At 67.8% G+C, this 23,501-nt stretch carries 24 protein-coding genes and 6 pseudogenes; 20 read left to right on the plus strand and 10 right to left on the minus strand.

Annotated elements, in window-relative coordinates; genetic code table 11:
- Positions 1-266: 266 nt before the first annotated feature.
- Positions 267-856, minus strand: a pseudogene (locus ACFYW3_RS34450) (IS5 family transposase); the annotation flags it as partial.
- 823 nt (positions 857-1,679) lie between these two features.
- Between ACFYW3_RS34450 and ACFYW3_RS34455 the strand changes: the two are divergent.
- Positions 1,680-2,111: pseudogene (locus ACFYW3_RS34455) on the plus strand (SMI1/KNR4 family protein); the annotation flags it as partial.
- A gap of 116 nt (positions 2,112-2,227) precedes the next feature.
- On the opposite strand, the gene ACFYW3_RS34460 reads toward ACFYW3_RS34455, so the two are convergent.
- The 3 genes from ACFYW3_RS34460 to ACFYW3_RS34470 form a co-directional block, all read right to left on the minus strand.
- On the minus strand, positions 2,228-3,031 hold the full coding sequence (locus tag ACFYW3_RS34460; protein ID WP_351750356.1) for a hypothetical protein: 804 nt from the start codon (positions 3,029-3,031) through the stop codon (positions 2,228-2,230).
- Positions 3,032-3,448: 417 nt separating this feature from the next.
- Positions 3,449-4,519 (minus strand): hypothetical protein, encoded by a 1,071-nt coding sequence (locus ACFYW3_RS34465; RefSeq protein WP_389388404.1) that lies wholly within the window; start codon positions 4,517-4,519, stop codon positions 3,449-3,451.
- Positions 4,520-4,661: 142 nt separating this feature from the next.
- Complete coding sequence (locus ACFYW3_RS34470; RefSeq protein WP_389388405.1) at positions 4,662-4,829, minus strand: hypothetical protein; 168 nt, start codon at positions 4,827-4,829, stop codon at positions 4,662-4,664.
- Positions 4,830-5,038: 209 nt separating this feature from the next.
- Between ACFYW3_RS34470 and ACFYW3_RS34475 the strand changes: the two genes are divergently transcribed.
- From ACFYW3_RS34475 to ACFYW3_RS34490, 4 genes are all read left to right on the plus strand, one after another.
- Positions 5,039-5,857 carry a hypothetical protein gene (locus tag ACFYW3_RS34475; RefSeq protein ID WP_389388406.1) on the plus strand — a complete coding sequence of 273 codons (819 nt, stop codon included), beginning with the start codon at positions 5,039-5,041 and terminating at the stop codon, positions 5,855-5,857.
- 1 nt (position 5,858) lies between these two features.
- Positions 5,859-6,191, plus strand: coding sequence for a hypothetical protein (locus ACFYW3_RS34480; RefSeq protein WP_389388407.1), 333 nt, complete (start codon positions 5,859-5,861; stop codon positions 6,189-6,191).
- Complete coding sequence (locus tag ACFYW3_RS34485; protein ID WP_351750351.1) at positions 6,188-7,168, plus strand: hypothetical protein; 981 nt, start codon at positions 6,188-6,190, stop codon at positions 7,166-7,168. Before ACFYW3_RS34480 ends, ACFYW3_RS34485 begins: the two co-directional genes overlap by 4 nt.
- Before the next feature lie 114 nt (positions 7,169-7,282).
- The gene (locus ACFYW3_RS34490; protein WP_389388408.1) at positions 7,283-7,738 is read left to right on the plus strand and encodes a hypothetical protein; all 456 of its coding nucleotides are present in this window, start codon (positions 7,283-7,285) and stop codon (positions 7,736-7,738) included.
- A 259-nt stretch (positions 7,739-7,997) separates the two neighbouring features.
- Here the strand turns inward: ACFYW3_RS34490 and ACFYW3_RS34495 are convergent, their stop codons facing one another.
- On the minus strand, positions 7,998-8,705 hold the full coding sequence (locus ACFYW3_RS34495; RefSeq protein WP_389388409.1) for an alpha/beta fold hydrolase: 708 nt from the start codon (positions 8,703-8,705) through the stop codon (positions 7,998-8,000).
- Positions 8,706-9,367: 662 nt separating this feature from the next.
- Here ACFYW3_RS34495 and ACFYW3_RS34500 point away from each other — a divergent pair.
- Together ACFYW3_RS34500 and ACFYW3_RS34505 are read left to right on the plus strand one after the other, a co-directional pair.
- Positions 9,368-10,240 (plus strand): hypothetical protein, encoded by an 873-nt coding sequence (locus tag ACFYW3_RS34500; RefSeq protein WP_389388410.1) that lies wholly within the window; start codon positions 9,368-9,370, stop codon positions 10,238-10,240.
- Between the two features lie 603 nt (positions 10,241-10,843).
- Positions 10,844-11,358: pseudogene (locus ACFYW3_RS34505) on the plus strand (transposase); the annotation flags it as partial.
- A gap of 54 nt (positions 11,359-11,412) precedes the next feature.
- Here ACFYW3_RS34505 and ACFYW3_RS34510 read toward each other — a convergent pair.
- Both ACFYW3_RS34510 and ACFYW3_RS34515 read right to left on the minus strand, forming a co-directional pair.
- Positions 11,413-11,652, minus strand: a pseudogene (locus tag ACFYW3_RS34510) (transposase); the annotation flags it as partial.
- Between the two features lie 403 nt (positions 11,653-12,055).
- Positions 12,056-12,376: a hypothetical protein gene (locus tag ACFYW3_RS34515; protein WP_389388411.1), complete on the minus strand. Its 321-nt coding sequence runs from the start codon at positions 12,374-12,376 to the stop codon at positions 12,056-12,058.
- Positions 12,377-12,382: 6 nt separating this feature from the next.
- Here ACFYW3_RS34515 and ACFYW3_RS34520 point away from each other — a divergent pair, with 6 nt between their 5' ends.
- The 3 genes and pseudogenes from ACFYW3_RS34520 to ACFYW3_RS34530 all read left to right on the plus strand — a co-directional run bounded on the left by ACFYW3_RS34520 (position 12,383) and on the right by ACFYW3_RS34530 (position 14,583).
- On the plus strand, positions 12,383-13,558 hold the full coding sequence (locus ACFYW3_RS34520) for an alpha/beta hydrolase-fold protein (RefSeq protein ID WP_351750346.1): 1,176 nt from the start codon (positions 12,383-12,385) through the stop codon (positions 13,556-13,558).
- A 103-nt stretch (positions 13,559-13,661) separates the two neighbouring features.
- A pseudogene (locus ACFYW3_RS34525) lies at positions 13,662-13,984 on the plus strand (hypothetical protein); the annotation flags it as partial.
- A gap of 176 nt (positions 13,985-14,160) precedes the next feature.
- Complete coding sequence (locus ACFYW3_RS34530) at positions 14,161-14,583, plus strand: hypothetical protein (protein ID WP_389388412.1); 423 nt, start codon at positions 14,161-14,163, stop codon at positions 14,581-14,583.
- Between the two features lie 18 nt (positions 14,584-14,601).
- Here ACFYW3_RS34530 and ACFYW3_RS34535 read toward each other — a convergent pair whose 3' ends face one another.
- Positions 14,602-15,132, minus strand: coding sequence for a hypothetical protein (locus ACFYW3_RS34535; protein ID WP_389388413.1), 531 nt, complete (start codon positions 15,130-15,132; stop codon positions 14,602-14,604).
- Positions 15,133-15,265: 133 nt separating this feature from the next.
- Positions 15,266-16,411 carry an SMI1/KNR4 family protein gene (locus tag ACFYW3_RS34540; RefSeq protein WP_389388414.1) on the minus strand — a complete coding sequence of 382 codons (1,146 nt, stop codon included), beginning with the start codon at positions 16,409-16,411 and terminating at the stop codon, positions 15,266-15,268.
- 345 nt (positions 16,412-16,756) lie between these two features.
- Here ACFYW3_RS34540 and ACFYW3_RS34545 point away from each other — a divergent pair, with 345 nt between their 5' ends.
- The 3 genes from ACFYW3_RS34545 to ACFYW3_RS34555 all read left to right on the plus strand — a co-directional run bounded on the left by ACFYW3_RS34545 (position 16,757) and on the right by ACFYW3_RS34555 (position 19,018).
- The gene (locus tag ACFYW3_RS34545) at positions 16,757-17,290 is read left to right on the plus strand and encodes an NUDIX hydrolase (protein ID WP_389388415.1); all 534 of its coding nucleotides are present in this window, start codon (positions 16,757-16,759) and stop codon (positions 17,288-17,290) included.
- 403 nt (positions 17,291-17,693) lie between these two features.
- Positions 17,694-18,044 (plus strand): hypothetical protein, encoded by a 351-nt coding sequence (locus tag ACFYW3_RS34550; RefSeq protein ID WP_389388416.1) that lies wholly within the window; start codon positions 17,694-17,696, stop codon positions 18,042-18,044.
- A gap of 344 nt (positions 18,045-18,388) precedes the next feature.
- A complete protein-coding gene (locus tag ACFYW3_RS34555; RefSeq protein WP_389388417.1) occupies positions 18,389-19,018 on the plus strand; it encodes an SbcC/MukB-like Walker B domain-containing protein in 630 nt (209 codons plus the stop codon).
- 336 nt (positions 19,019-19,354) lie between these two features.
- Here the strand turns inward: ACFYW3_RS34555 and ACFYW3_RS34560 are convergent, their stop codons facing one another.
- Positions 19,355-19,810, minus strand: coding sequence for a hypothetical protein (locus ACFYW3_RS34560; protein ID WP_389388418.1), 456 nt, complete (start codon positions 19,808-19,810; stop codon positions 19,355-19,357).
- A gap of 127 nt (positions 19,811-19,937) precedes the next feature.
- Here ACFYW3_RS34560 and ACFYW3_RS34565 point away from each other — a divergent pair, with 127 nt between their 5' ends.
- From ACFYW3_RS34565 to ACFYW3_RS34595, 7 genes and pseudogenes are all read left to right on the plus strand, one after another.
- Positions 19,938-20,279 carry a hypothetical protein gene (locus ACFYW3_RS34565; protein WP_389388419.1) on the plus strand — a complete coding sequence of 114 codons (342 nt, stop codon included), beginning with the start codon at positions 19,938-19,940 and terminating at the stop codon, positions 20,277-20,279.
- Positions 20,242-20,796, plus strand: coding sequence for a Scr1 family TA system antitoxin-like transcriptional regulator (locus tag ACFYW3_RS34570; RefSeq protein ID WP_389388420.1), 555 nt, complete (start codon positions 20,242-20,244; stop codon positions 20,794-20,796). Before ACFYW3_RS34565 ends, ACFYW3_RS34570 begins: the two co-directional genes overlap by 38 nt.
- A pseudogene (locus tag ACFYW3_RS34575) lies at positions 20,793-20,969 on the plus strand (DUF397 domain-containing protein); the annotation flags it as partial. The gene ACFYW3_RS34570 and the pseudogene ACFYW3_RS34575, both read left to right, overlap by 4 nt.
- Before the next feature lie 238 nt (positions 20,970-21,207).
- Complete coding sequence (locus ACFYW3_RS34580) at positions 21,208-21,348, plus strand: hypothetical protein (protein ID WP_389388421.1); 141 nt, start codon at positions 21,208-21,210, stop codon at positions 21,346-21,348.
- Positions 21,349-21,648 carry a thioesterase domain-containing protein gene (locus tag ACFYW3_RS34585; protein WP_389388452.1) on the plus strand — a complete coding sequence of 100 codons (300 nt, stop codon included), beginning with the start codon at positions 21,349-21,351 and terminating at the stop codon, positions 21,646-21,648.
- A gap of 92 nt (positions 21,649-21,740) precedes the next feature.
- Entirely contained in the window at positions 21,741-22,166 is a 426-nt protein-coding gene (locus tag ACFYW3_RS34590) for a hypothetical protein (RefSeq protein ID WP_389388422.1), read from the plus strand.
- A 30-nt stretch (positions 22,167-22,196) separates the two neighbouring features.
- Complete coding sequence (locus ACFYW3_RS34595; RefSeq protein WP_389388423.1) at positions 22,197-23,480, plus strand: hypothetical protein; 1,284 nt, start codon at positions 22,197-22,199, stop codon at positions 23,478-23,480.
- Positions 23,481-23,501 lie beyond the last annotated feature (21 nt).

Here is a 23,501-nt window from a genome sequence, read left to right on the forward strand (position 1 = left end):
GACACGCGACCGCCCCGGCCAAGGGCCGGGGCGGTCACCCGGACATTCGCGCGCCCCACCGAGCCCGCACCCGTTCCGGTGCCGCGACTGAACCGCAGGACCGGAGGACCGGAGGACCGGAGGATCCGGGGCACGGAGGCGGGCGACTGGACCCAGGCACGGTGAACACGACGGGCCGGGACGGGCACTCTCCGCCGAGAATCACTCGGCAGGGGGATCACTCAGGAATGCGCTGATCCGGCGCAAAGTGGCGCACCCACACGCTTGATGCCGCGTCCGCGTAACCATCTGCGCAGGTGGGCGTAGTCGTAGCCCTTGTCCGCGTGGAGCTTGCCGGGCTTGCGTCGCCGGCGTCCGCGGCGGGATCGGATGGGCGGTATGCCGCGGACGAGGGGCTCGAGAGCCTGGCTGTCGTGCAGGTTCGCGCCCGAAACGCCGACGGACAGAGGCAGACCGGTCCGCTCGGTAATCAAATGGACCGTCGACCCGAACTTGCCCCGATCGACAGGACTCGGACCCGTCAGGTCCCCCTTTTCAAGGCCCTCATGTTCACCGAGTCGATCGCGCAGCGGGACCAGTCCAGCTCGCCACGGGCCCCGAGTTCGTCGAGGACCAAGCGGTGGAGCCTGGCCCACACCCGGGCCTTGCTCCACTCCGAGAAACGACGGTGGGCCGTCGCCCCCGAGGGGCCGAACGATGCAGTTGGCAGCTGCTGCCAGGTACAACCCGACGTCGCGACGAACACGATCGCGGCAAGCACCTCACGATCACCGTGCCGTCGCCGGCCACCACCCTGAGGCCGCGACGGCGCCTCCGGCACCACCCGCTGCCACCGCGGCGTAGGTCCGCTTCCCAGCCGCGGCCCGAAAGAGCGCGACTGCGTCCTTCCTGAACCCCTCCGCATACGCAGACCCGCGTCCCACCTGGACACCCCTCCCTGGAGCATGAAGATCCACGTTCGGGGTGCCCACTCCAAAGGATCAGCCTCACCCGAGCCCGAGCCGAAGAACCAGCCAAGTCCGATTGGCCACCGCAGGCGCCTACTCGACGGCCCTCCGTCCTCCGGCGCGGAGGGCCGTCGCCAGTACGCACATCCTGCGCTCGTGAGTACCGGTCCGTCCTGGGTCCTTTGCCTCTACCAGGCATCCCAGAGCCCTCCATGACGGTGGCGGACCGGCGGTATATCTGCGTCGTCAAGGTCGTGGCCGGCGCGGTGCAACCCGCGGATCCGCTGGGCCTCGAGTCGCCCCTGGAGCCGGGCGCGGCCCTCAGCCGTAGCGATCTCGGCGGAGAACGAGCCCTTCCTGCAGTACAGCACCATCCATTGCCAAGAGGTGACCCGGCGCAGCGCCTTCACCGGGGCAGGGCGACGGCCTTCACGGGCTGCTTGGGTCAGTTCAGCGTTCGCGTAGCGCAGGTCATACAGGAACGTGGACTCCGACGCGCCCTCTCGGCGGCGGAGCCGACTGGGAGTCGTGCGGACAGTTCGGGACATCAGGAGCCTCCGTAAGGCCCTCTGGGCTTTCCAGAGGTACCTACGGCGGGTGCGTAGTGGTCAGCACAACCCAGCTCCCTTCGTCGGGCGGGACGATCTACAAGCAGCACAGTAGTCGCGCGGAAATGTGGAAGCCGAGGTTTTCCGCTCGCCCCTACCGCGGCCTTGCCCGACCCCGAAGTTCGTCGTGCCCGACGTCTACCGGCAGTTCCTCACGCACATCGGCGGCTCAGGCGCGGCGCCGTTCTACGGCCTCATGCCGCTGGAGCGGTGTTCCCTGCTGGTCATGAATCCGCGCGGAGAACCAGGGACACCCCGCGGCTTCGACGGCACAGAACCCCGGGCCCACGGACGCGATCTCTTCCTCCACATCATCGAGATGGGCTGCACCGACGTATGCGTCATCGCGGTGACCGGTCCCCTCACCGGCCGCGTCCTCATCGGCAACGGCGACGGGTTCCGGGGCCCCAACGTCTCCTCCGCCACCGACTTCCTCGACTGGTACGAACGCTGGCTCAACCACATCAGCGTCGGCCGCGACAACCGGGCCCTGGAACTCACCTCGCCTCGACTTCGTGCCCATCCAAACCGCCATCGCATGGCTCCGAAGATCTGACTCTCCGTAACCACTCCACGGAGAGTGAGCCAGAACCTTCATGGCTCTGACACAGGTTGTGTGATGTGGCCACTCCCTGTGATCAGCGGGAGGCTGGGGCACTCCGGATCGCTGAGTCAGAACGGCGGGTCTTCGCTGTATCCACCGGTCCAGTTGCCTTCCCGGGAAGCGCGTTCGGCCCTGAGGCGGGCGTAGCGTTCGCGGGCTGCAACGTCGGCTGCGTTCTCCAGATCGCTGGTGTCGTGACCCCATGCTTGCAGCGCGTCCAGGACGCGGTCTCGGTTGTGGCGATCAGTGCTGGTGGCAAGCAGGACGCGGGCATGATCGACAAGCTCGCCCCGATGCTCGGCGAGAAGCGGGTGCTCCGCGAGGGGGATGGCGGCGACGAGAGCTGCATCGCGGGCGTCCGTGCTCTCGTGGCCGAGGAGGGGCTGAACAGCGGAAAAGATCGCCGGCCGCAGGTCCCGAAACGCGCGCATCGCCTCGTATTCGTCGAGAAACCCCTCGCCGTAATGGCGCTCGCCGATGGCAACGCACTCGTCGTCCGCGTCGTAGGCGGTATCGCTGAGCCAGGCCAGCAGTCTCACGACGGTCGGACGACGCGATGGCACGGCGGTGTCGAGGTCGAAGTCACCCGCTGTGATGTCGGGTTGGTTGAGGATGGCCGCGACGTAGAGTGCCACGGGCGGGGTGGCTTCGTAGATGGTGTTCTGGTGGGTCACTTCTCCGAGCGCGTTCTTTGCGGCGTCTGCCCTGACGGCCGGGTCGAGGTCCAGGAGGCGTGCCAATGCCGCCGGCAGGGACTCGCCCGTCCCACACGTAGTGGCGAGGGATGCCCAATCTGTACCGTCCAGGAGCTCTTGATAATGCGGGAGCCCGTCGGGGTCAGGCTTTCCCGTCTGCCTGCGGTTGGTGGTCACAGGCGGAGGCTATAGCGTCGCCGAGCTGGCATGAGCATGGTGTTCCCCATGCCTCCCAGAACCGTGCACCGGTCCACGGATGCCCGGGGGGATGCGACCGTCAGGCGTTCGGCTACCTGCCGTGCCTGGTCCGGGCGCAGGGGGTGTGGTGCGGCCGACGGCGCGCAGCCGGCCGGTGTCGTCGTGGCGGCCGAGGATGAGGAGCTGGGGGTGGGCGAGGGCGCCGGTGACGCCGCCGATGATCGCTTCGGTGGTGTCCCGGCGGCGGACCCTTGTCCTTGAACTGCACCAGGGCATCTCGTTCAATCTGGCGGCGAGCTTGTGCTGTTCTCCGTGCAGCCAGCGTGCGCGGCCACCGATACGGCCCGACTTCTCATTACACATGGAGACCAGGCACTGATGGCTGGTTTCTCACCGTCAGGGGCGCGGGGCCCATGGGTCGTCGCAGGGTTCAGGATCGGGCTGGTCGGGGTGGAGCATCGTTCGTACGCAGCGGTGCAGTCCCGTTTCGCTGGATCCGCCGGCAGCAGCCATCCATGGCAGGGCTTCCATGGCGTGGGCGCGCTCGTCGGTGGCGAGGTCATCGATGCCGGTGCGCATGTCGTCGGGGACGGGTTCGTCTGTGAGGCAAAGCCAGGCGACCGTGGCGGCCAGCCGGACTTCGGGCGCCTGTGACGGGTCCCGCCACTGTTCGCGCAGCCACGCGGTGGTCGGCGAGTGGGGGTGGGTTCGGGTGGCTTCGGCGGTGGCGAGAACCAAGGCGGCGCAGACGATCGGGTCCTGCTCGGCGTCGAACCGGGCGCGGAAGGAGGAACGGACCCCCCGGTCGGGATCTGCGGCGGTGGCCAGTGTGTAGGCGGCGTGGATGCGTATCGACGGGTCGGGGTCCCCGAGAAGGGGCTGCAGGAGAGCGATGTCGGCGGTGATCGCGGCTCGGGCGGCGGCGACCGACCAGCCGGCAGGGTAGCCAGTCACCTCTACGCCGTAGGCGTCGTACGGATCGCCGTCCTGGGTGTCGGCGCGGTGGAGTAGCAGTTCGTTGCGGGACGCCACGCCGAAATAGCGGGCGCGTGCCGGGCCGGAGGCTTCTGCGAGCGCGCCGGCACGGTACGGGTGGCGAGTATCGGCGGCGATGCGGATCAGGAACGGCACAGCGAGAACGGCCGCGGCCCGCATGTCGTTGGCACACATTCCATCCACGACGCCTGCTCCGGTGCGAACAGTCGAGGCGTTCGTGTGCAGCAGGTGAACGGCTTCCCTGACACGATGTCCCTGCGGGAAATTCTCCCAGGGGACTTGGTCGAGCAGGAATCCGTCCTTGGCTTCGGGCCGGATGGTGGCGACCGCTGTCCGAACGTCGAACCGTCCGCCCACGAACGAGGACAGTTCTGCCCCGTCCACCAACTCCCGGCACATCGCAAACGTCGGATCGGTCCGCCATTCGCCCACATCACACCCCCATCGCCAAGTCCGACCGGAGCCGATCATGCCACCTTCAGGTCCGCCTGTTCGAAGCCGCCCAGCAGCCCCGGCCGGCAGTCGTCAGCCTCTCCGCCCCTGCCCGGGAGGGTACTTGAATGCCTGATCCCCCTACTGGCTACCGCGACGTGCTACCAGGGGAATGCCCAGGTCAACGGTTCGGGGCAGGGTGGCCGGCAGCCTCGCTTCGGCCTGTTTCCGCCGAAGCGGCGTCAAGGTCCAGATCGATGCCCTCGATCTCGCCGATCCGGCCTTCAGCCTCGGCACGGGCCCGGTGCGCGATCAGATCAGCCTCGATCTCCTTCAGGCGGAAGGCCATCTGCGGATTGACCCGCAGGACCGGGCAGTGATGATTTGCGCGGCGAGTGGCCCGATGACCGAATCCCAGTCTCCCAGGTCGGTCGGCTCGGCGTACCAAAGCCCGAGTCGCTGATCCACTCCTGGCGAGCCGTGGCCCCGGCGGGGTCGCTGATCAGGTCGCCGACCACAGTCAGCTCGTCCTGCAAAACACGAAGACGGCCACAGAGCTTGCCGGACCTCAACGGCGATTTCAGCGTCGACAACGAGGGCTGGTTCGCCAACGACCCCCTCGACGGCGTCCTGGGCATCATGTCGAAGAACCCGGAAGCCGCAACCTCCTACTTCGACCCCGGCTCCGACGGCAAGAACGACAACCTCCAGTACCTGCTCAAGGACCGGGACCGGAAGTTCGACGACACCCCCGTGTGGCAGGGCAACTTCGAGACCAGCAGGGACCTCGAGTCCGAGGGCAAAGACGCCCGAACCGGTCTCGGCCTGGCACTGGAACCCTCCACCACGGGCCGGGAACCGGGTGTGGCCGCGGCGAACCACAGCCACCACTCCGAGGCCGAGGCGCGGGTCACGCAGCAGACCATCTCGATCCTGGACGCCGACGGCAAGGGCGACACCACCGCCGACACCCTCAAGGCGCCCCTGGGCCGCGCCCTGGTCGACTACACCGCCGACACCCACTTCCATCCTCAGCGGCACCCCGTCGGCCAAGACGGCATCACCGCACACGGCGACGAGTCCAGCATCACCAGCGGCAAGCACAGCCTGCTCCGCGTCATGCGCGGCGTCGCCGACGGCGAGGTCGGAACGGGCCCCACCGGCCAGCCCATCACCGCCTACGACGTGATGTACGAATCGGAACGCCGATACTCCGCCGACTACCTCACCCACGCCAAGCCCGCCGGACCGGGCGAGGCCGGCAACGTCGTCGGCGACGGGGACAACCGCGCCCGCCACGTCGGCGAGGTCTTCGGAGCCGTGAACGCCATCGGCTCCGACGTCACCCTCGACGACCGCGACGACGAAGATCGGTAATATGAACGACGCCGCCCGGTACGGCTACCACGGCTTCGGTGGCCTCATCACCCAGTTCCCGGTCATCGGCGATCCGGCGCAGCGAATGATCGACGCCGCCACCTACGGATGGTCCAAAGACGTCGCGGCGGAGCACGAGGCCATGACACTCAAAAAGGAGAGCACGGACGCCGCGGCCGGAGTGCGCGCGACGAACTCCCTGATCGACTCCTTCGCGACCGGGCAGGGCGCCAGAGGATCCGTGGCGCACGAACACGCGAGGCCAAGCAGAGTTACACCACCGGCCGCGAGGACGCGTACTCCGCGCTCCGCACGAGGAAGTAGAACGCGATGACCACGACCCCGCAGCGGGCAGCCAAGTTCCCACGCAAGACGCTCGCCGCCGCCGTCACCGCGGTGGCCGCCCTGGGCGGTCTGCATCTGTGGCTGAACACCAACGCGTTCGGCGACTCGGCCCTCTGCGGGGGCGTGGTGACTGCGGAGTCTGTCGAGGCCGTACTCACGGGCGCCGGCAGGATCTCTGACCGCCCAGGCCCGCGGTCCGGCGCCGACGACGGAAAGACCCGGTTCGACTGTGTCATCGAGCGCAAGGCGGCGGCGCTGCCGGGCTCCGACAAGCAGACTCTCCACATTCAGGGAACCAGCGAGCGCGGCGACTTTGCCCTTACCGGCGGCCGCTGGCCCGACGCCTCGGCGGTGTCGTTCTTCCCGGGCGGCGGTGCTGCCTCCGGCCGGGCCTGGGTCCTTCTCCCGGCGGCCTGTACGGACCGCCAGGCGGGTCTGGTCGAGGCATACGCACCGGACAGCGCGGACGCCGCGAAGCTGGTCGGGCTGCTGACGGGCACAGCCAACCGGGTCAGCGACCGCGCCGGCTGCACCCCGCCCGCCCCGCTGGCGGCCCCGGCTCGCATCGCTCCGGTGATGAGCCGGCGCCCGGTCGTGGCCAGCGGTGTGTGCGGCCTGCCTGGTTTCACCGTGCCGGGAGTTCGTACGGAGACAGTTCAGGTATCCGACGTCAGCTGGTCCTGCGGTCCGGCTACCGCCGACGGCGGGAAGGCGGCCTACGCCACTTTCTCGGTGACCCGGGACCCGGCCGTCATCGAGGGCATCCGTAAGTCCCAGGGATTCACCGGGCACGGATTCGATGCCACCCACATCCTGTCCGACTGTGCCGGCAAGGCCACCTACTTCGCCATGGAGCCTGGCCCCCGGTACACCGAATCCCTCGGAACCGGCTCATCCGCCCCGAGCGATCTGTTCAACGCCTTCACCAAGGAGGCAAGGGTCAAATTCGGCTGCCCCACACCGTGACCACGGCGAAGGAGGCCGGGGAACCTCGCAGCCCGCTGCCGAGGAAGGCCAGTAGACACACATCACATCTGCCGTTCTGCTACTGCTCGATGGAAACAGAGAAGGGAGCCGGCCATGGCGACGTGGGGACTGATCCTGGAGACAACGGTCGGCTTGGGGGAGCGCAAACACACCGAGGCCTACGTGATGGCGCATGTGGAGGGTGGGCGCGAGGTGGCTCTGGCGGAGCTGGAGAGGCGGGCGCGTGCCTACACGCCGGAGCACCCCAGGAGCCCCAAACGTCGCCGCCTCTTCCGCGACGGTGATGGATTTCTGCTGGTTGTCGACGGCGCGTGGCAGTCCCACGCCACCCGCTTCTCCGCTGTCGAACTTTTGGACGACACCGACCGCCCTGCACCAGCGGAACGGGTCAGCGATGAGCCAGTCGGGGCTGAGGCGCTGTCGGCCACGACGCCGGAGCTCCCGCCACCGCCACCGTCGCCGTCGGTGGCGCCGTCGGTGGCGGTGGAGCGCGACGAGGATGGCGTGCCGGTGAAACCGGCATGGCTGGGACGTACCGACCTGCCGTGAGGGGAGTTGCTGCGAGGCCCGGTCTGCAGCGCCGATCACCATGATTCCTTCTACCTGGAACGCCACCGCGCCGCTCGTGCAGCGCGGACTCCTGGCGCGCGGTCCAGGACTCGTCCAACTCCTCGGTCAAAGCGCCGAGATGTGCGTGGGACAGGCCGGAGAAGGCAGGATGAGACAAGGCCGCGCGGGCCCACTTCCTGATCACACTCGAAGAACCCGCGCGGCGGCCCCACGTCACGGCCTGCGACTGCACGCATGGTCAGCGGGCAGGGCGGACGCCGACACTGGCCGGCAAGAACGCCGAAACCGCCTCCGTGAACGCCGCCGGCGCCGCGTGGTGGATCAGGTGTCCAACCGGGATGGTGACCGCTCGCCCGCCGGGGATGCGACGAGCCAACTCGGCGACGCCGTCCTGGGGCACATGGCTGCGTGGGCCGCCGGCCACCACGAGAGTCTCGGCGGTGATTTCGCTGAGCCGCTCCAGCCACCTGGGGTCAGGCACGTCGATCTGCCTCCTGATAGCCAGCACCATCTCCCAGTCGAAGGTCAGGTCGCCGTCCGGCCTGGTCGGTGTGGTCTGCTCCCGGGGACGCGGGACCGAAACGTCCTCCAGGACGAGCCGGTTCACCCGCTGCGGATGGTCCTCCGCGAGCAGGTAGGCCACGATCCCGCCCATGGAGTGCCCGATTAGGTCCACTTGGCCAAGTCCCAGCACGTCCAGGAACCGGAGAACATCGGCCTGCATGAGTTCGAGCGAGTAGTCCCCCGGCCAGTCGCTTCGGCCGTGACCGCGAAGATCGAGGGCAAATGCCCGTCGGCTGCGGGCGAGGGCAGGCCCCACCACCGCCCAGTCGGTGGCATCCTCGCCCAGCCCATGCAACAGGACGAGCGGCGGAGCATCCGGCGGACCCGACACCTCATAGGCTAGCCGGACCCCTCCCACGTCGACCGAACGTTGATCAACCATGTCCGGAGGGTATGCGGAAAGTTCAGCTGGAGGATTGAGGTTCACCAACGGCCGAACCACCATCCCGGTCAGCACCCTGGGCCCTCAGTCATACGTTCCCGGCCCTGATCTTCAATCGCCGACCACCTCGTTACCGGTGTGAAGGTGAGTGCCCCGGTGACGTTCTCGATGTTGCCCTTGGCGTTCGGCTCGACCAAGGCGAAGGCGAGGTCCGGGTCGGACACCGCGCCTTTGCTGTTGCGCTGGTAACGGGGGTCTTGATAGACGCGCTTGGCCTTGAGCGGGAAGATGCCGTACGGCTGGGCGCCGGCGGCTTTGCCGTTGCGGTACTGAGGTACTGAGGTACTGCGGTACGAAGATGGCGTGGCTCGTCGGCTTCTTCGTGCTGTCCGCGCGGTGCCCCGCCGTGAGCACCATGTTCTTGCCCGCGCTGCCGACCACACTGCCGGTGCAGGAGGTGTCCGCCTTGCCCGAGGACCGGCGCCCAGTACGGTCGCGATCACGCTGAGAGTTGACGCGGTGAACCATCTGGATCTCGAAGAACCTACTTCCTGGGTGAGGTGATACTTCGGGTCAACGAGCCGTAATGGTGCGTCAGTTCGACGAGGGGGCAGGCCATGCAGGGATATGGAAGATCGTCAACGGAGATGAAAAGAGGGCGAATGGGCACGACGAGGACGAGGATCGGTGTAGCCACCGCGCTGGCGCTGCTGCTGATACCGGCCGCGGAGGGCAGTGCCTCCGCGACGCCGACCGCGGATCCGCCCACCCCGACACTCGCGGGGGCGCAGTTGTCCGCGCGCCCTGGTGAGCGGCTCACGTTCGCGGTGGCCTCGTCCCTGCCGGGGAAGAACGGAAACTGGGTGAGCTCCGAGATCTTCATTCAGCACGGGACGCTGAGGATGAACGATCCGGTCATCACCGCCGTGGCCACCGTGGGGTGTGACACCCCGCCGGGCGTCTACCCGGTCGAGCAGACCGGGCCGGGTGGTCCCCTCAACGGCGCCAAGGGCGACGTCTGGGTGAGCGTCAAGGTCGCGGACATCGGCGAGGCCGAACGCAAGGCCTGCCCCGGGAAGGCTGCCGCCCTTCCCCCGGAACAGCCGGACGAGCGCTGGCCCGCGGGTGACCCCTGGCCGCAGTCGTCCTGGGACGTGCGGACGTTCAAGCCCGGCGACAAGGTGACGCCCACGGCTTCGGACGCGGAGCTGGGGTTCGGTAACACTCTCGCCTCGCCGGGCTTTACTGACCAGCCCGTCATGAGCGGGGCCAAGGCGGTCCTGACGGCGACGGCGGTGATCCGGTGCGATGCCGGGCCCGGTCTGTACGAGGTCCGCTGGGTGGGCAGGGGTGAGGTCTGGGCCCGCTATCGGGTGGCCCGGAGCGATGACGCGAACGGTCGCGCCTGCCAGGACCAGGCGACGGAACCGGCCGCGGGGCAAGTGACCCCGTGGCTGCTCGGCGCCGCGGCTCTGGCCGCGGCGGGCGTGGTGACCTGCGTCCTGGTCCGGCGTCGGCGTCGGGCATCTCACTGATGCCGATGGTGCTGTGTCGCCGGCGGGGGCTTCGCCTCCGTCAGTCCCGGGGTGGGGGTGTCTGAGGCATTGCGGCGGTCCCGGACCGGACGGCGGCATTTCGCTTTTTGACCATGGCCGAAAAGCCTGGGATTTGTCTTGAAGGACTTCCGCCCATATGGCGCGGGCTGCGTGAACCCTCAAGCGAACCTCGGGGGTGAAATCGTGGGTTGCAGGAGTGAAGCGGCATGTGTGAGTGTCCTTTCGTGAAGCGCCGCAGACCAACCGTGCTTCACATGAGGGAGGTTGGGGGCCTGGGGGATATTCCTTTCCTGTGTCGGGCTGTCTTCACCTCAAGTGCCTCCCGCATTTCTTCGCGCAGGTCGACCTTTGGGGGAAGCGGAACGAGCAACACCACTCGGCGGGGGCTTTGTCGGGGCTATGGCGGCGACCATCGGAGCATTGACCCTGGCCGCCCTACCCAGGCGGGCCACGGCCGCGGAGGCGCAGCTGCCGTCTACGCCGCAGGCGTACGTTGCTTGGCTGGAGGCCCAGCAGGAGTCCGGCGCGGCGGAGACCGTCACGCGAACACAAGCATCGGGGGCATGAGACGCGGCCGGCCCGGACTCGGTGAACATGAGGGCCTTGAAAAGGGGGACCTGACGGGTCCGAGTCCTGTCGATCGGGGCAAGTTCGGGTCGACGGTCCATTTGATTGCCGAGCGGACCGGTCTGCCTCTGTCCGTCGGCGTTTCGGGCGCGAACCTGCACGACAGCCAGGCTCTCGAGCCCCTCATCCGCGGCATACCGCCCATCCGATCCCGCCGCGGACGCCGGCGACGCAAGCCCGGCAAGCCCGGCAAGCCCGGCAAGCCCGGCAAGCTCCACGCGGACAAGGGCTACGACTACGCCCACCTGCGCAGATCGTTACGCGGACGCGGCATCAAGCACCGCATCGCCCGCCGAGGCGTCGAGTCCTCACAGCGGCTCGGTCGCCACAGACGGGTCGCTGAAAGGACCATGTCCTGGCTCGCCGGCCGCCGCCGCCTCCAGCATCGCTACGAACCCAAGGCGGAGCATTCCCTCGCCTTCACCAGCACCGCCTGCACCCTCATCTGCCACCGCAGACTCGCCACATGAGATGGCATCTCAGAGCTCGTAACACGATCATTATTCCAACGTGTTGAGGCGGCGTCAGCAGACGAGGAAACAGGCACGGAAGATGAAGGCGTCGTCGAGTTCGGTGCGGCGTTGCCAGCGGACGGCGAGTCGTTTGAACTGGTGGAGCAGGGCGAAGGTCTGCTCGACGACGTAGCGGAGCTTGCCCATGCCCTTGATGTTCGGGGATCCCTTGCGGGAGATGACGGGCAGGATCCGGCGTTTGCGCAGCCCATCGCGGTGGGGGTTGGAGTCGTAGCCCTTGTCCCCGAGAAGGGCCTCGAGGGCCCGGTCTACGCGGGGCGCGCATACGCGCCTCTTTGGGCCGGGGCCTCGGCTCGGGCACTACGTGGCAACGTCTGGGCAGTTCTCCTGCTGCCATCCCGGAGGGGTGGTGTTGTGCCGGGCGCCAGGCAGGGGGGTCTGAGGGGTGCGCGAAGGCCGCATGCCCTGAGGCACGTGCATGGGCCAGGGATGCTGGGCGAACAGCTCGGGAACTCCGTAGGCCCACCAGACGATGGGCAATATCCTTCTCCAGGAGATCTCAAGAGAAGGGAAAATGCGGAACCTCGAAGCACTTTCGTTCATCTTTCGAACGAAAGCAGTCTATCCCCCCGACGGGGCAGTCCACCCCCCATGGGGCAGCACACCAGCCGGAGAGCAACCGCACATGTCGTACTCACCCGACGGGCAGTATCAGCCGCCGTACAGGCCGGAAGGACAGCATCCGCAGCAGCCGCAGCCTCCCTACGGTGGACAGCAGCAGGGCCAGCCCCAGTACGGACAGCAGCCCCAGGGCCAGCAGCAGGGCCGCCCGCAGGACCAGACGCAGCCGTACGGCCAGCCGTCCTACGGCCGGCAGCAGGCCCCTCAGCAGTCCTATGGCCGGCAGCAGGCCGGCCGCCCGCCGTACGGGCAGCAGGCCCAGCAGGCTCGCCCGCAGTACGACCAGCCGCAGTACGACCAGCAGGCGTACGACGACCAGGACACCCTGCACCACCAGCCGGTGTACCAGCGGCGCTCCCACGAGCAGCCCGCTCAGGGGCAGCCCGCGTACGACCGGGCCGAGCCGCAGTACGAGCCTCCGTACGAGCGCGAGTACGAGTACGAGCAGGAGCAGGAGCCCCCGCGGCGGAGGTCCAAGGCCAAGCGCTGGGTGATCGTGGGTGCCACCGTGGCGGCACTCCTGGGCATCACTTCGCTCGTGATGTACCACTTCGAGATACCTCCTTTCACCGACAAGGGCTCGTCGGTGAGCTTCGGCACGCCTCAGGCCGGCGGGGACGGTGCCAAGCAGGTGGCGAACTCGAAGATGCTGATGCCCACGGGCCCGGCAGCCGCATTCAAGAACGCGAAGACCCTGGACGACGGCACGCATATCGCCGTCACCACCGTGACCGGCAAGAAGTCCGGCTTCACCGGCAAGGTCTGGGTCTGGGCGCCCAAGGAGTACAACGACCCGAAGTTCGCCAAGAGCGGCTTCCCCGTCATGATCGCCCTGCCCGGCGGCCCTGGCTATCCCTCCAACTACTGGATGGACCCCGGAATGGGCCTCCAGCCGAGCATCAGCAAGTGGTACAGGGAGGGCAAGGGCAAGCCCTTCATCCTGGCCATGCCCGTGCTGAACCCGGGGCCGGACGACAAGGGCATCTACTGGGACGCGTCCGACATCCCGGGCCAGCCCAAGATGGACACCTGGCTGACCGAGGACGTCCCGGACCTGATGAAGGAGAACTTCCGCACGATCAAATCGCGTGACGGCTGGGCCTTCATGGGCTCCTCCACCGGCGGCTTCGCCAGCCTGAAGGCCGTGCTGAAGCACCCGGAAAAGTTCAAGGCCGCGATCGCTTCCGGCCCGGACATCGTCCCGGACTCCCCGTTGTGGAAGGGCCACGACAAGGAGAAGAACGAGAACAACCCCAACCTGCTTTCCAAGGCGCTCATCGACAAGAAGGGCGCGCTGGACGTCTACATCGCCTTCCAGGTCGGTGACAGCGAGAGCAACAAGGACACCTTGCCGAACGTGCAGAAATACATCGCCACGTACGGCAACAAGGGGCCGATCCACACCACTCTGAGAATCATCCCGGGCGGCCGGCACAACGCCAAGACCTACGTGCCGAACATGGGCCTGGGCGCTATGGAGTTCATCAGCCAGGTCATGGAAGGCCCGGTCGAATAATCGGATTCCACCTTGATCTTCAACCTCGCCGGTCACCCGGCTTGCTGATCCTGGTTTGCCCCTGAGACGGAAGGGCGGCCGTTTCTTCACGCCTCGAAGCGCCAAGGCGTTCGACAAGCTCGGCCGTCAGACCTCCTACACCGACTTCGACGGGGGCACCACCACCGCCGAGTTCGGCCTCCTGGGCCGACCGGTCAAGGTGTCCGACAGCGTCCCCTCCACCGTCACCTACACCTACGACCACGCCATCGAACCGCGCGTCCCGGCCACCAGACCACTGACTCCGTCGCCGGCGTCTTCCAGGCCACCTACGACTCCGACGGCTCGGTCGGCAGCGAGAAACTGCCCGGCGGCTACACCCTCAGCGTCACCGAGGACACCACCGGCGCCCAGGTCAAGCGCACCTACACCCGTGACAGCGACGGCGTTTGTTTCATGGCTTCGGTCCGATGAGCGGTTCTCGACTCCCGCGCAGGCAGCAGCGGCGATCGGCAACTCGCAGAGAAGGTCTCAAATGTCATGGTCGCGCCGTGGGGAGGGTGCCCCTATCTCTTTGGTCAAGGTGGTCGGGTGCTGGTTGGGGCGTCTGGAACGATGTGCCTGTGCATGCTGATGATCAGGTTGGCGAGGGTGTCTCTGCGGACCTCGCGGCGTTTCTCCGGAACGCTGATGACGGCCGTCCGGTGAAGATCGTTCCCTCCGTCTGCGACGGGTGTGGCGGGCGCGTGTTCTTCGTGCTCGTTGACGATGTCGAGGGCGGAGCCGAGCGGGTGTGCGCTGGTTGCGGCGTCCGCGCGTTCATCGCGGACAGCGAGGAGTTCTGGGAGGGCGCGGATCCTGGCGAGGCCGGCTGCCCGTGCGGGAGCGAGGAGTTCGAGATCGCGGTCGCGTTCTCGCTCGCAGGCGACGAGTCGGTCCGCTGGGTGACCGTCGGGCTGCGGTGCCAGAAGGACGGCGCCGTTGGGGTCCATGCCGACTGGAAGATCGACTACAGCCCCACGGATCATCTCCCGACCATGGTCTAAGTCTGTGGAGTGACGGCCCTAACGGGCTGCGGTTCGTGGAAGGTTCCGTCCCGGAGCATCGCGAGAAGCACGGCGGCTCGTCGTCGCGCGAGACAGAGCAGGGCCTGGGTGTGGTGCTTGAATGTGCGAGCCCTTGCCCTTCGAGGAGAGGAACCGCAGACGGAACGGCTGGGACAGCACCTCGTCGAACCCGCCGGCGAAGTCCAGGACCAGCAGCAGCCAGCGCTCGGCCAGACTCTCGAAACCGTGCTGCCGGCCCGTCGAGACCGGACACTCCAGCCCGGGCCGGTGACGCTGACCGGTCCGCCAGGAGGACCGCCGTACCGGCACCGACACCATCGCCGGCCCGGCCGACAGGTCCTTCACCGGGACGATGACGTCGGACTTCCCGACCTTCCACGTCACCGTCCACGTACGCGTCCATCCCGGCCCCAGATCCAGGCACTCGGTGGCCCGCTCGGGCAGTGCGTACGGCAGCGTAAGGTCGTCCAGCCGGCAGGCATGGGACCACACCGGCACCGGCATCTCGACGACCTGTACGTCACCCATGACGAGAGCACACCGCAAGGCACGCGCCGTACGCGGGGAAAGGCCCAAGACAACATCAACAACTGGGCCGTACCAGTACCCTGCTCAACTCGCCAGACGAAGCACTCACGCGGAAGGGAAGCAGCCCCTGGGGTCAGCTCCGGTCTTGCGCGTACTGAGCCGCGTACCAACTGGAATCGATGGCGGGGTTGCGCAGCGCTCCCCAGAATCGGTCGTCAGGTATCGGTGGCAGTGGCGGATTACCTAGGTCCGCATGCAGATCCGCACGCCAGTCGACAGTGAAGTGACTCCGGATCTCCGCGCTCTCGCACACGGACCTGTAGGGGGACCCCCAGATCCCGAGGGCCATCTTCTCTGCGGCCCACCTACGAAGGCTGTCTCGGTCGGTGTCGGCCTGCGCGAGCACCGCGCGGAGTCGCAAGGCGAGCGGGCCGGTCTGGTCCGGCTGTGGCGGGGCCACACCGCGCTCCCAAGCGTCCAGGGCTGCCTTGACCTCCGGGTAGTTGTTCAGGCCCGTTTCGACCGCCAGTCTGCGCAACTGCTTCCGCGCGGCGTCGACCACCCGCTCATGCGGCAGGATCGCGATCAGCGCACCGAGTTCCTCATGCCCGTCCAGGTGGCTCACGTGGAGCAGGTCGGTGGGACTGTAGGACAGGTCCAGCTCTGGCAACTGCTCATCCGGTCCGGGAAGGGGCTCGTCGGCACTGCACTGCGGCCTGGCAGGCAGAGGCCCCTCCCAGAACAGCCGGCCGTTGAACGTGACGACACCAGCGTCCTGGCCGCGCTCAAGCTTGCCGGCCAATTCGGCCAGATACTCACCCAGCGAGTCGGCCTCCCCGAAACTGGTGCCGGTCTCGTCGAAGAACCGCCCGATCGCGCCGAAGGAGTCCCGCCCAGTACGGCAATCCGTCAGAAGACCGTCCGACGTCACGTCGTATGAACCGAACTTCACGTAGTCGTGAAGCCAGTAGCCCTCGGTCTCCCCGTCGAGGCCCTGGTCGATGCCGCGCATGAACCCGGTGTCCCCGAGGATTCCGCTCACTCCGAGCAGCCGGTCACCCGTGCCGAACCGGAAAGCCTCAGGTCCCTCCAGCGCCCCGTTGTGCCGGAGGAGTGAAGCGACCAGGTCCGGAGGAAAGGTGACACCGAGTTCCTTTTGCGCTGCCGCGATCTCGTCGTCCCCTGCGGGCGGCCGTAGCGTGGCGAAAGTGCGGGGTGCGTGCTCGCGCAGCCACGCGTCGATGCGAGTCCATGATGCCTGGACCAGGTCTGCTGTCACAGGGCTGACCCTAAAGTCCGCCACTGACAGTTTGATCGTCGCTCATCGGTCTTGTCCGCCGTGGTGGCGTTCAGGCCAGCAAATTCGAGTGGCCCCTTGTCCCGGCTCACCAAGCCGTCGACACCGGATGTTCCGGTCACCGACTCACGTGCTCACTCGCCAAGTGAAGCGCTCGGTCACATCCCGCCCTGAACCGAAGCACGATCGTTGTCACATACGCAGGTTGGTTGTCACCGATGGTGTTGTGGGCGGTTGAGCCCGAGCGCGCGCAACTGTGGTCATCAGTGTCCGGCCTCCCAGCTCTGGTTCTCCTGGGTCGGCCTCTGCGGGTTCGGGGAAGCGTCGATGTCAATGGGCTCTGCCAGGGTGTGCGTCGTGGATGAACCGGTGGAGCGTGTCGACGATCAAGATCGTGTGCTGGGGATGGTGGTCAGCCGCCGGCAGGCCATCCGGGAGGGTTGGCTGCATCGAGTTGCCGTGACGGTGTGTCGTGATGAGCGTGGACGGATCCTCGTCCACCGACGGTCGGAGCAGGTGTCGCGCTTCCCCGGGCTCTATGAGGTCGAGGTCGGGGGCGCCGCGAATGTCGGCGAGTCCTATGAGCAGGCCGCCGCGAGGGAGCTGGCCGAAGAGCTGGGCATCCGTGTGCTGCCGCGCCTGCTGTTCACGTTCATCAACCGCAGCGGCTTGAGCCCTCACTGGCTCGGCGTGCACGAAGCCGTGGTGCCGGACGCCGTGGTCCCCGATCCCGATGAGGTCGCCTGGCACGGCTGGCTGACCGAGCCGGAGCTGCGGTCGGCCCTGTTGGAGTGGCGCTTCACCCCCGACAGCCACGAAGCCTTCAGCCGGTATCTGGCGTTCCGGACCGCGCGGTCCTGACCTTGCCCACCACGCTCAGGCTCAGCGTCTGTCGATCTCCTTGGCCACGTGCTCGGCGTGGTCTTCGAGCAGTTGCTTGAGGGCTCCGTAGTAGGGCTGGTGGGCAGCTTTGCGGAGCCAGTGGAACACGTTGTGCCGCTCCCGGGTCCAGACGGCGCGGAGTTGGGGGCCCTGGGCGATGTGCGGCGGGAGGACGCGTAATCGGGTTCGCCTTCGGTGACTCGGGTCCGGATGTAGGCACTGACGGCCGGCCGTCGGCGGTCGCCGCTGAGGGGTTCGCGATGGTGCGTGAGGTCGGGGAGTTGGGTGAGCATGTGCTGTTTCGGGTTCCAGCGTCCAGGTGGCGAAGACCTCGCGTCGGTGCTGATAGTCGATGACGGGGCCTGCGAGGAGTTCGGCGGTGATGGCGGCGAGCGCTCGCTCGGCGCATCTTGAGGGCGATGTCCGCGAGGAAGCTGAGGTGGCGTTCGGCGAGGGCCTGAGGCAAGCAGGCGGGGAGGTGCTCGGGCCGGAGGCCGACGCAGGCGGAGGGAAGTCGCAGTCCGCCCTTTCGTTGCGCCGGAAGGTGGGAACGATCGTGTCGGCGGCGAGCTGGAAGCGCTCGGAGCAGGCACTTCGCTGCTGCTCGAAGGTCTTGTCCCAGATCAGGTGCCGGATGGGCGGGATTCCGGAGCGGTTCCGGTTCTCCTCGGGCGCGAGTGAGGTGAGAGCTTCACGCAGGTCGCCGGCGGTCAGGATGCGGTTGGTGACCTGAAGGACTCCCGCCCGCAAGCCGGCGCGTCGATGGGCGCCGCGGTGGAGAGGTAGGAACGGGAGTCAGCTCCTTCATGGATGGCCGGGTGCCGGCCCACGACCGCGGCGAGTTGGCGGGTGGTGCCGACCGCTTGGATGCGCGGCCAGGAGATCACGACCAGCCCGGCGAGCAGGATGAGGCGGCGGTGGCAGATGAGGGACCGCGTGGGCGTGGGGGCGGGCGATGAGTGACAACTACCTGATGGTGATTCCGACAGATCCGTACCGGCAGCCCGGTAGGGATGCGGCGGATCGTGCTGCGGCTGTTGCAAGGCCCCCTCCGGTCTTGCCGCCGCCCGTGAGCGGTTGCGCCAGTCCGCCGACGCCTGGACCCCGGAGGACCGGGCGGTGGTGGGCGAGTTCCTCCAGACACAGATCGCCCGGCAGCAGACGGACCACACCTCCGGCAGCAGACGGGACCACACCTCCGGCAGCTGGCTGGAACACCTCACCGCCGCGCTCGACTACCGGGTCTGGCACGAATTCGGGGTCGAGCGGCATCAGCACGGCCGCTGGGTCCCAGCCACCGGCCCGGCCTCGGGTGGCGAGCGGGTCCTTGCCGTGTCCGTACCGTTGTTCGCTACGGCTTCCTCGCACTATGCGAGCGCCGGCAGTCCGTACGCGCCCCGCCTGGTCACCCTCGACGAGGCATTCGCGGGTGTGGACGACGACTCGCGTGCCAAGTGCCTCGGCCTGCTGCACGCGTTCGACCTGGACGTGGTGATGACGAGCGAACGGGAGTGGGCCTGCTACCCGCAGGTGCCCGGCGTCGCCATCGCGCAGCTCTCGCAGATCGACGAGGTGGCGGCGGTACTCGTCACCCGCTGGGAATGGGACGGCGACCGGCGGCTGCGCCGAGAGGACCCGGTGCGGTCGCGGAACGCGGAGTCGGCCCCGCAGGAGAAAGCGGTGGGAGCGGAGCCTCTGTGGACGTGACATCCGACGTTGCCCCGGACGACGTTGCCCCGGTCGACGCGCCGATCTGGGCGGCCACGCTGAGGTCACCATCGCCGAAGGCGATTCCCTCTGCGCCGATGAGTTTTCCCCATCTTGGGTGGTTTGAGCGTCATGCAATTCCTCATCCCGATTTCTCGCAATCGGCCATGGGTACGACGGAGTTCGGGATCGAGGGGGGACCTGGTCATCGCGGAGGCGTGTGGGCGGCCCTGGGCCTGTGGTTCGGAAGGCCGATGGTCAGCCCGGATGGCAAACCGGGCACCCAGCGACTGGTATCCGCTCTTCCTCAACCCCGTCGTCGCCGCGGGCGCGGTGTCACACGCTCCATGGCTCCAGGACACTCCACGTGCCCTCGACCGCCTCGAAGACCAACTCCGACCCTTGGAAGACCTCTTGCCTACTCCCCGGTCGAAGGCTGCCGAAACGCTCAGCGCACAGGTCGACCTGCATCAGCCCGTCGAACCGGGTGAACTGCGGGGGATCGTAGAGCACCCCACCAGGAGAGCCCTGGCTCTCGTCGATCCGAAATCGCTTCACGTCGACCAGGTCCAGGCACACCGGTTCCCACCGCAGGGCCTCGTCCAGCACCCGAACATCGATCACAAGTCTGACGGCCCGCCCGCGCGGCTTCCGTCCGAATTCCTGGTCGAGAATCACCCGGCGGACACAGGAATCACCGAACTCGTAGCGTGCCAGCAGCGCCGCGATCCCGTCATCGGTCAGCGCATACGGCCCAAGCCTTCGAGACGGTACCGGTGGCCTGAGATCCACTCTGCTCCCTTGTCGAGGTGCCCGTAGTAGGAGGAACGCCCAACCGAGACGACGCGGCAAGCCGCGCACACTCAGCGCATCGCCACAGCTCAACCCGATGTGGGTCCGGGATGAGATCCTATCCCGCATGGCCGACACGGACGAAGCAGAGAACGACGTTGAGCACGCCGTCATCGCTCACTTTCGACTGTCCGATGACGGCCTCGGCGAGCCAAGCCAACGGGACGTCGTCCGCCGAGCCCGGTCCCTCCTGACCGAGGCGATCGAGCAAGCCGACGTAGGCGAGTTCGACGGCAACGAGTACGGAGGAGGCGAGGTGGTCCTCTATGCCTACGGACCGGACGCCGACGCACTCTTCACTGTCATGGCCCCCATCCTGAACGACCTGCCGTTCCGGCCGGCACACGTCGTCTTGCGCTACGGCTCCGTCGATGACCCGTCGGCTGCCGAGCACCGCGTCGAGCTCTGACCAGACGAGTCACGAGCACCCAGCCAGACCCAGCCAGACGGGCACCTGGGGAATCACGCGAACTTGCCCCTGGGGAATCACGCGAACGTCCACAGATGCCGAGGTCACGCTGAACGGTGTCGGAGTATCGCCCGAACAGCAGGGCCGGGCCTGGACCTGGCGATGGACGGCACGACCTCCGAGCGAACGGGTTGACCTGGCCCGAGGACGAACCGGCGGCCGCCATTCGTACCCATCTCGTCGGTCTGCCGCCCACGCGCCTCCGGCCCGCCGTTCGGCAGCCGCAGGCGGAACTCCGGGTACTGGTCCGCCGTCATCGGCGCCCTCGGTCTTCTCCCGCTTGGAGACATCTGAAACTCGACGACTTGCGTACTCCGAAGGCCGGCAGAACGGCCGACCGATCGCCGCTCCCAATGAGGTGAGTTTCCTCCAGCAGCGCTACGACACACTGCGCTCCCAGGCCCTCAACCCCAAGGAATCGCGTGGCCTGCTGGAGGGACTGCGAGGAGACCTGTGAGCACAACGGAACTCGCCCGGTTCAAGTCCAGCCACAGCGGTACCCAGGGCGACAGCTGTGTGGAGGTCGCCGTATCGGAACGCGCCATCCACGTACGTGACTCCAAGGACGTGACCCGCCCTCACCTGGCCGTCGCCCGCGATGGCCGGGAGCGCTCCGTCACCTTCGCCGCACACGGCCGATCCCTGCGTGGGGCCCAGCCGCGCTGCGATAGAACCTCAACCAGCCTCGTGCTGGGCCTCATGCCGGGGGCCATGGCCCGGGGGCGGCGTGAGGGTCGAAGTGCAATTCTCCCCGTCGATCGGCGGGTTCTCCAGACTGACCCCAGCAACAAGTCGCTGGTTCGTCGGTGTCTCTCGCGACGACCTCAATGAGTGTGCGCCGTACGCCTTTCCGCACGCGGGCGCCGGCGTGATCACGGTGCGTCAGCTGTGCGCCGAACTCGCCGACACGTTCGACGCCTTCGGGGTACGTCTCCCGGGCCGGGAGTCCCGGCTCGAGGATCCGGTGGAGGCCGTCATGCCCGCGCTCGCCGACAAGCTCGCCGGCTAGCTGCTCCGCCACGCCCAGGAACGGCCGGTGGTGCTGTACGGGCACTGCGCCGGTTCGGCGATCGCCTGTGAGGCGGCCCGGCGCCTGGGCCCCGCCCGGGTGCGGGCGCTGGTCGTCTCCTCGTACCCGGCACCCGGGAGCGTCCGCCGATGCCCCCCAGCGCGCGGAGCGTTGCCCAGAACTCGTCGTCGGGCGCCGGGTGGACGCCCCGGTTCTTCATGTGTCCCGGGGGGAGACAGGCGGAGGCGCACAGCCTGCGGCTCCCCGCCCATGTCTCGCAGCAGCATGGCGGTCTCGTAGGCCACACGAGAAACCTCAGATTGCGCCCAAGACGCTTGGTCCGTGTGCAGTTGCTATGCATATGATCAACAGTCGACGGGGGAGATGCGGACATGGCGGCAGATTTCGACCAGGAGTGGGGCCGTAAGCGCGCGGGCAGTGCGGACCAGCAGGTGGGCTTGCGGTTGAACAGCGGACCGCAGCGGCCGTTCGTGCCCGTCGGGTCCAAGGATTTCGCTTCGACGCCGGTGGAGAAGAGGGCCGCGGCGGGCGTGATCCGGCACGAGTTGGAGTGGGCCACGAAGACGGCGGCGGAGCACGCGGACGACGCCACCGGCACCGCCCACAAGGGCTTCGACGGCTGGCAGACGGCGGCCGGTCTGAAGAAGGTGGCGGACAGCTGGGACCAGCAGGTGAAGACCCTGTGGGGACGTCTGTCGTCGGAGAAGGTGGCCCTGCGCGGAGTCGAGGGTGTGTTCGCACGCAACGACACCGGTGTGGGCAGCCAGTTACTCAAGTCGGCGCCGAACGGTGTGTAGGGGATCGCGGTGTTGAAATACCACGAAGTAATGAGCACCAACCTGGGACTGCTGACGACGGCCGCCGCCGAGTGGGACGCGATGGCGGGCGAGTTCAAGAAGGTCGAGACCCGCTACGGTGACACCGTCCAGAAGGTCGTCATGGGCGACAACTGGTCCGGTGTCAGCGCCGGTGTCGCCCTTGTGAAGTTCACGGCGACCCGCTACGAGTACGCGGCCGCGCAGAACCAGGCCAAGGCCATCGCGAGCCTGCTGCGGGGAGCGAACGAGCAGCTCACCGACTTAAGGAAGAAGCTCGAAAGCGCCCGGGACGACGCGATAGCCGCCGGCATGACCGTCTCCGAGCAGGGCCGCGTCGCGTTCGACTACTCCAAACTCACGGCCGCCGAGCGCAGCGCCTATCACCACGACCCCGACGGCCAGGCCGCCATCCGCACCGCGGTCGGCGAGTGGCAGAAGCACATCGACGACCGGGTGAAGGTCGTCTCCGAGGCCGACACGCACATCAAGGACGCCCTCGAAGCGGCCGTCGTCGACAGCAACAGGGACGCCCTGGGCAGGGGGGCCGACGAAACCCTCACCGGCTTCAACAACTACGCCGAGGGCGACCTGGCGAAGGCCGAGAAGCACGAACCGGCGGACATCAGGACGCGGCCCAACGGCTTGTTCGACACCGGCAGGAGCGTCACCGGCCCGGGCAAGTACGGCAAGGAGGCCGCCTTCAAGGTGTACGCCGACCTCTTCCACGCCACCGCCCAGGGATCGACGACCAAGGGGGACTGGGCTCTCTCCGGGATCGCCGACGTGTACGGGGGAGCCAGAGCCACCGGTAACGCCGGGTTCACCCAGGACGGCCTGGTCGCCAAGGCCGAGGGGTCCGTGGGAGTACGGGCATTGGCCGAGGGCCGGGCCGAGAACGGACGTCTCGGATTCTACGGACGGGCCGAGGGGTTTGCCGGAGCCGAGGTCTCCGGCACCTTCAAAGCGGGCAAGGACGAGGTCACCGTCGGCGCGAAGGGCTTCGCCGGGGCGAAGGTCGGCATCGCCGGGGGCACGGAGTACGCCGGGATCGGCATCGGCGGCACGGGCGAGGCGTGGGCCGGTCCCGGTGCGGAGGCCTGGTGGGGCTGGAAGAAGGACAAGGAGACCGGCGTGTATTCGTTCGGAGGCGATGCGGGCCTCTCCCCAGGCTTGGGCGGCAAACTGGGGCTCGAGTTCACCTTCGATCCGAAGAAGTTCACCGACGCCGCCGGGGACGCGGCCGATGCGGTCGGCGACGCCGCCGGCGATTTCAAGGACTGGTTGCTCGACTGATGCACGTTTCCGTGGAAGGAG

Origin of the sequence: Streptomyces sp. NPDC002602, assembly GCF_042889445.1 — a bacterium.
Classification (GTDB): domain Bacteria; phylum Actinomycetota; class Actinomycetes; order Streptomycetales; family Streptomycetaceae; genus Streptomyces.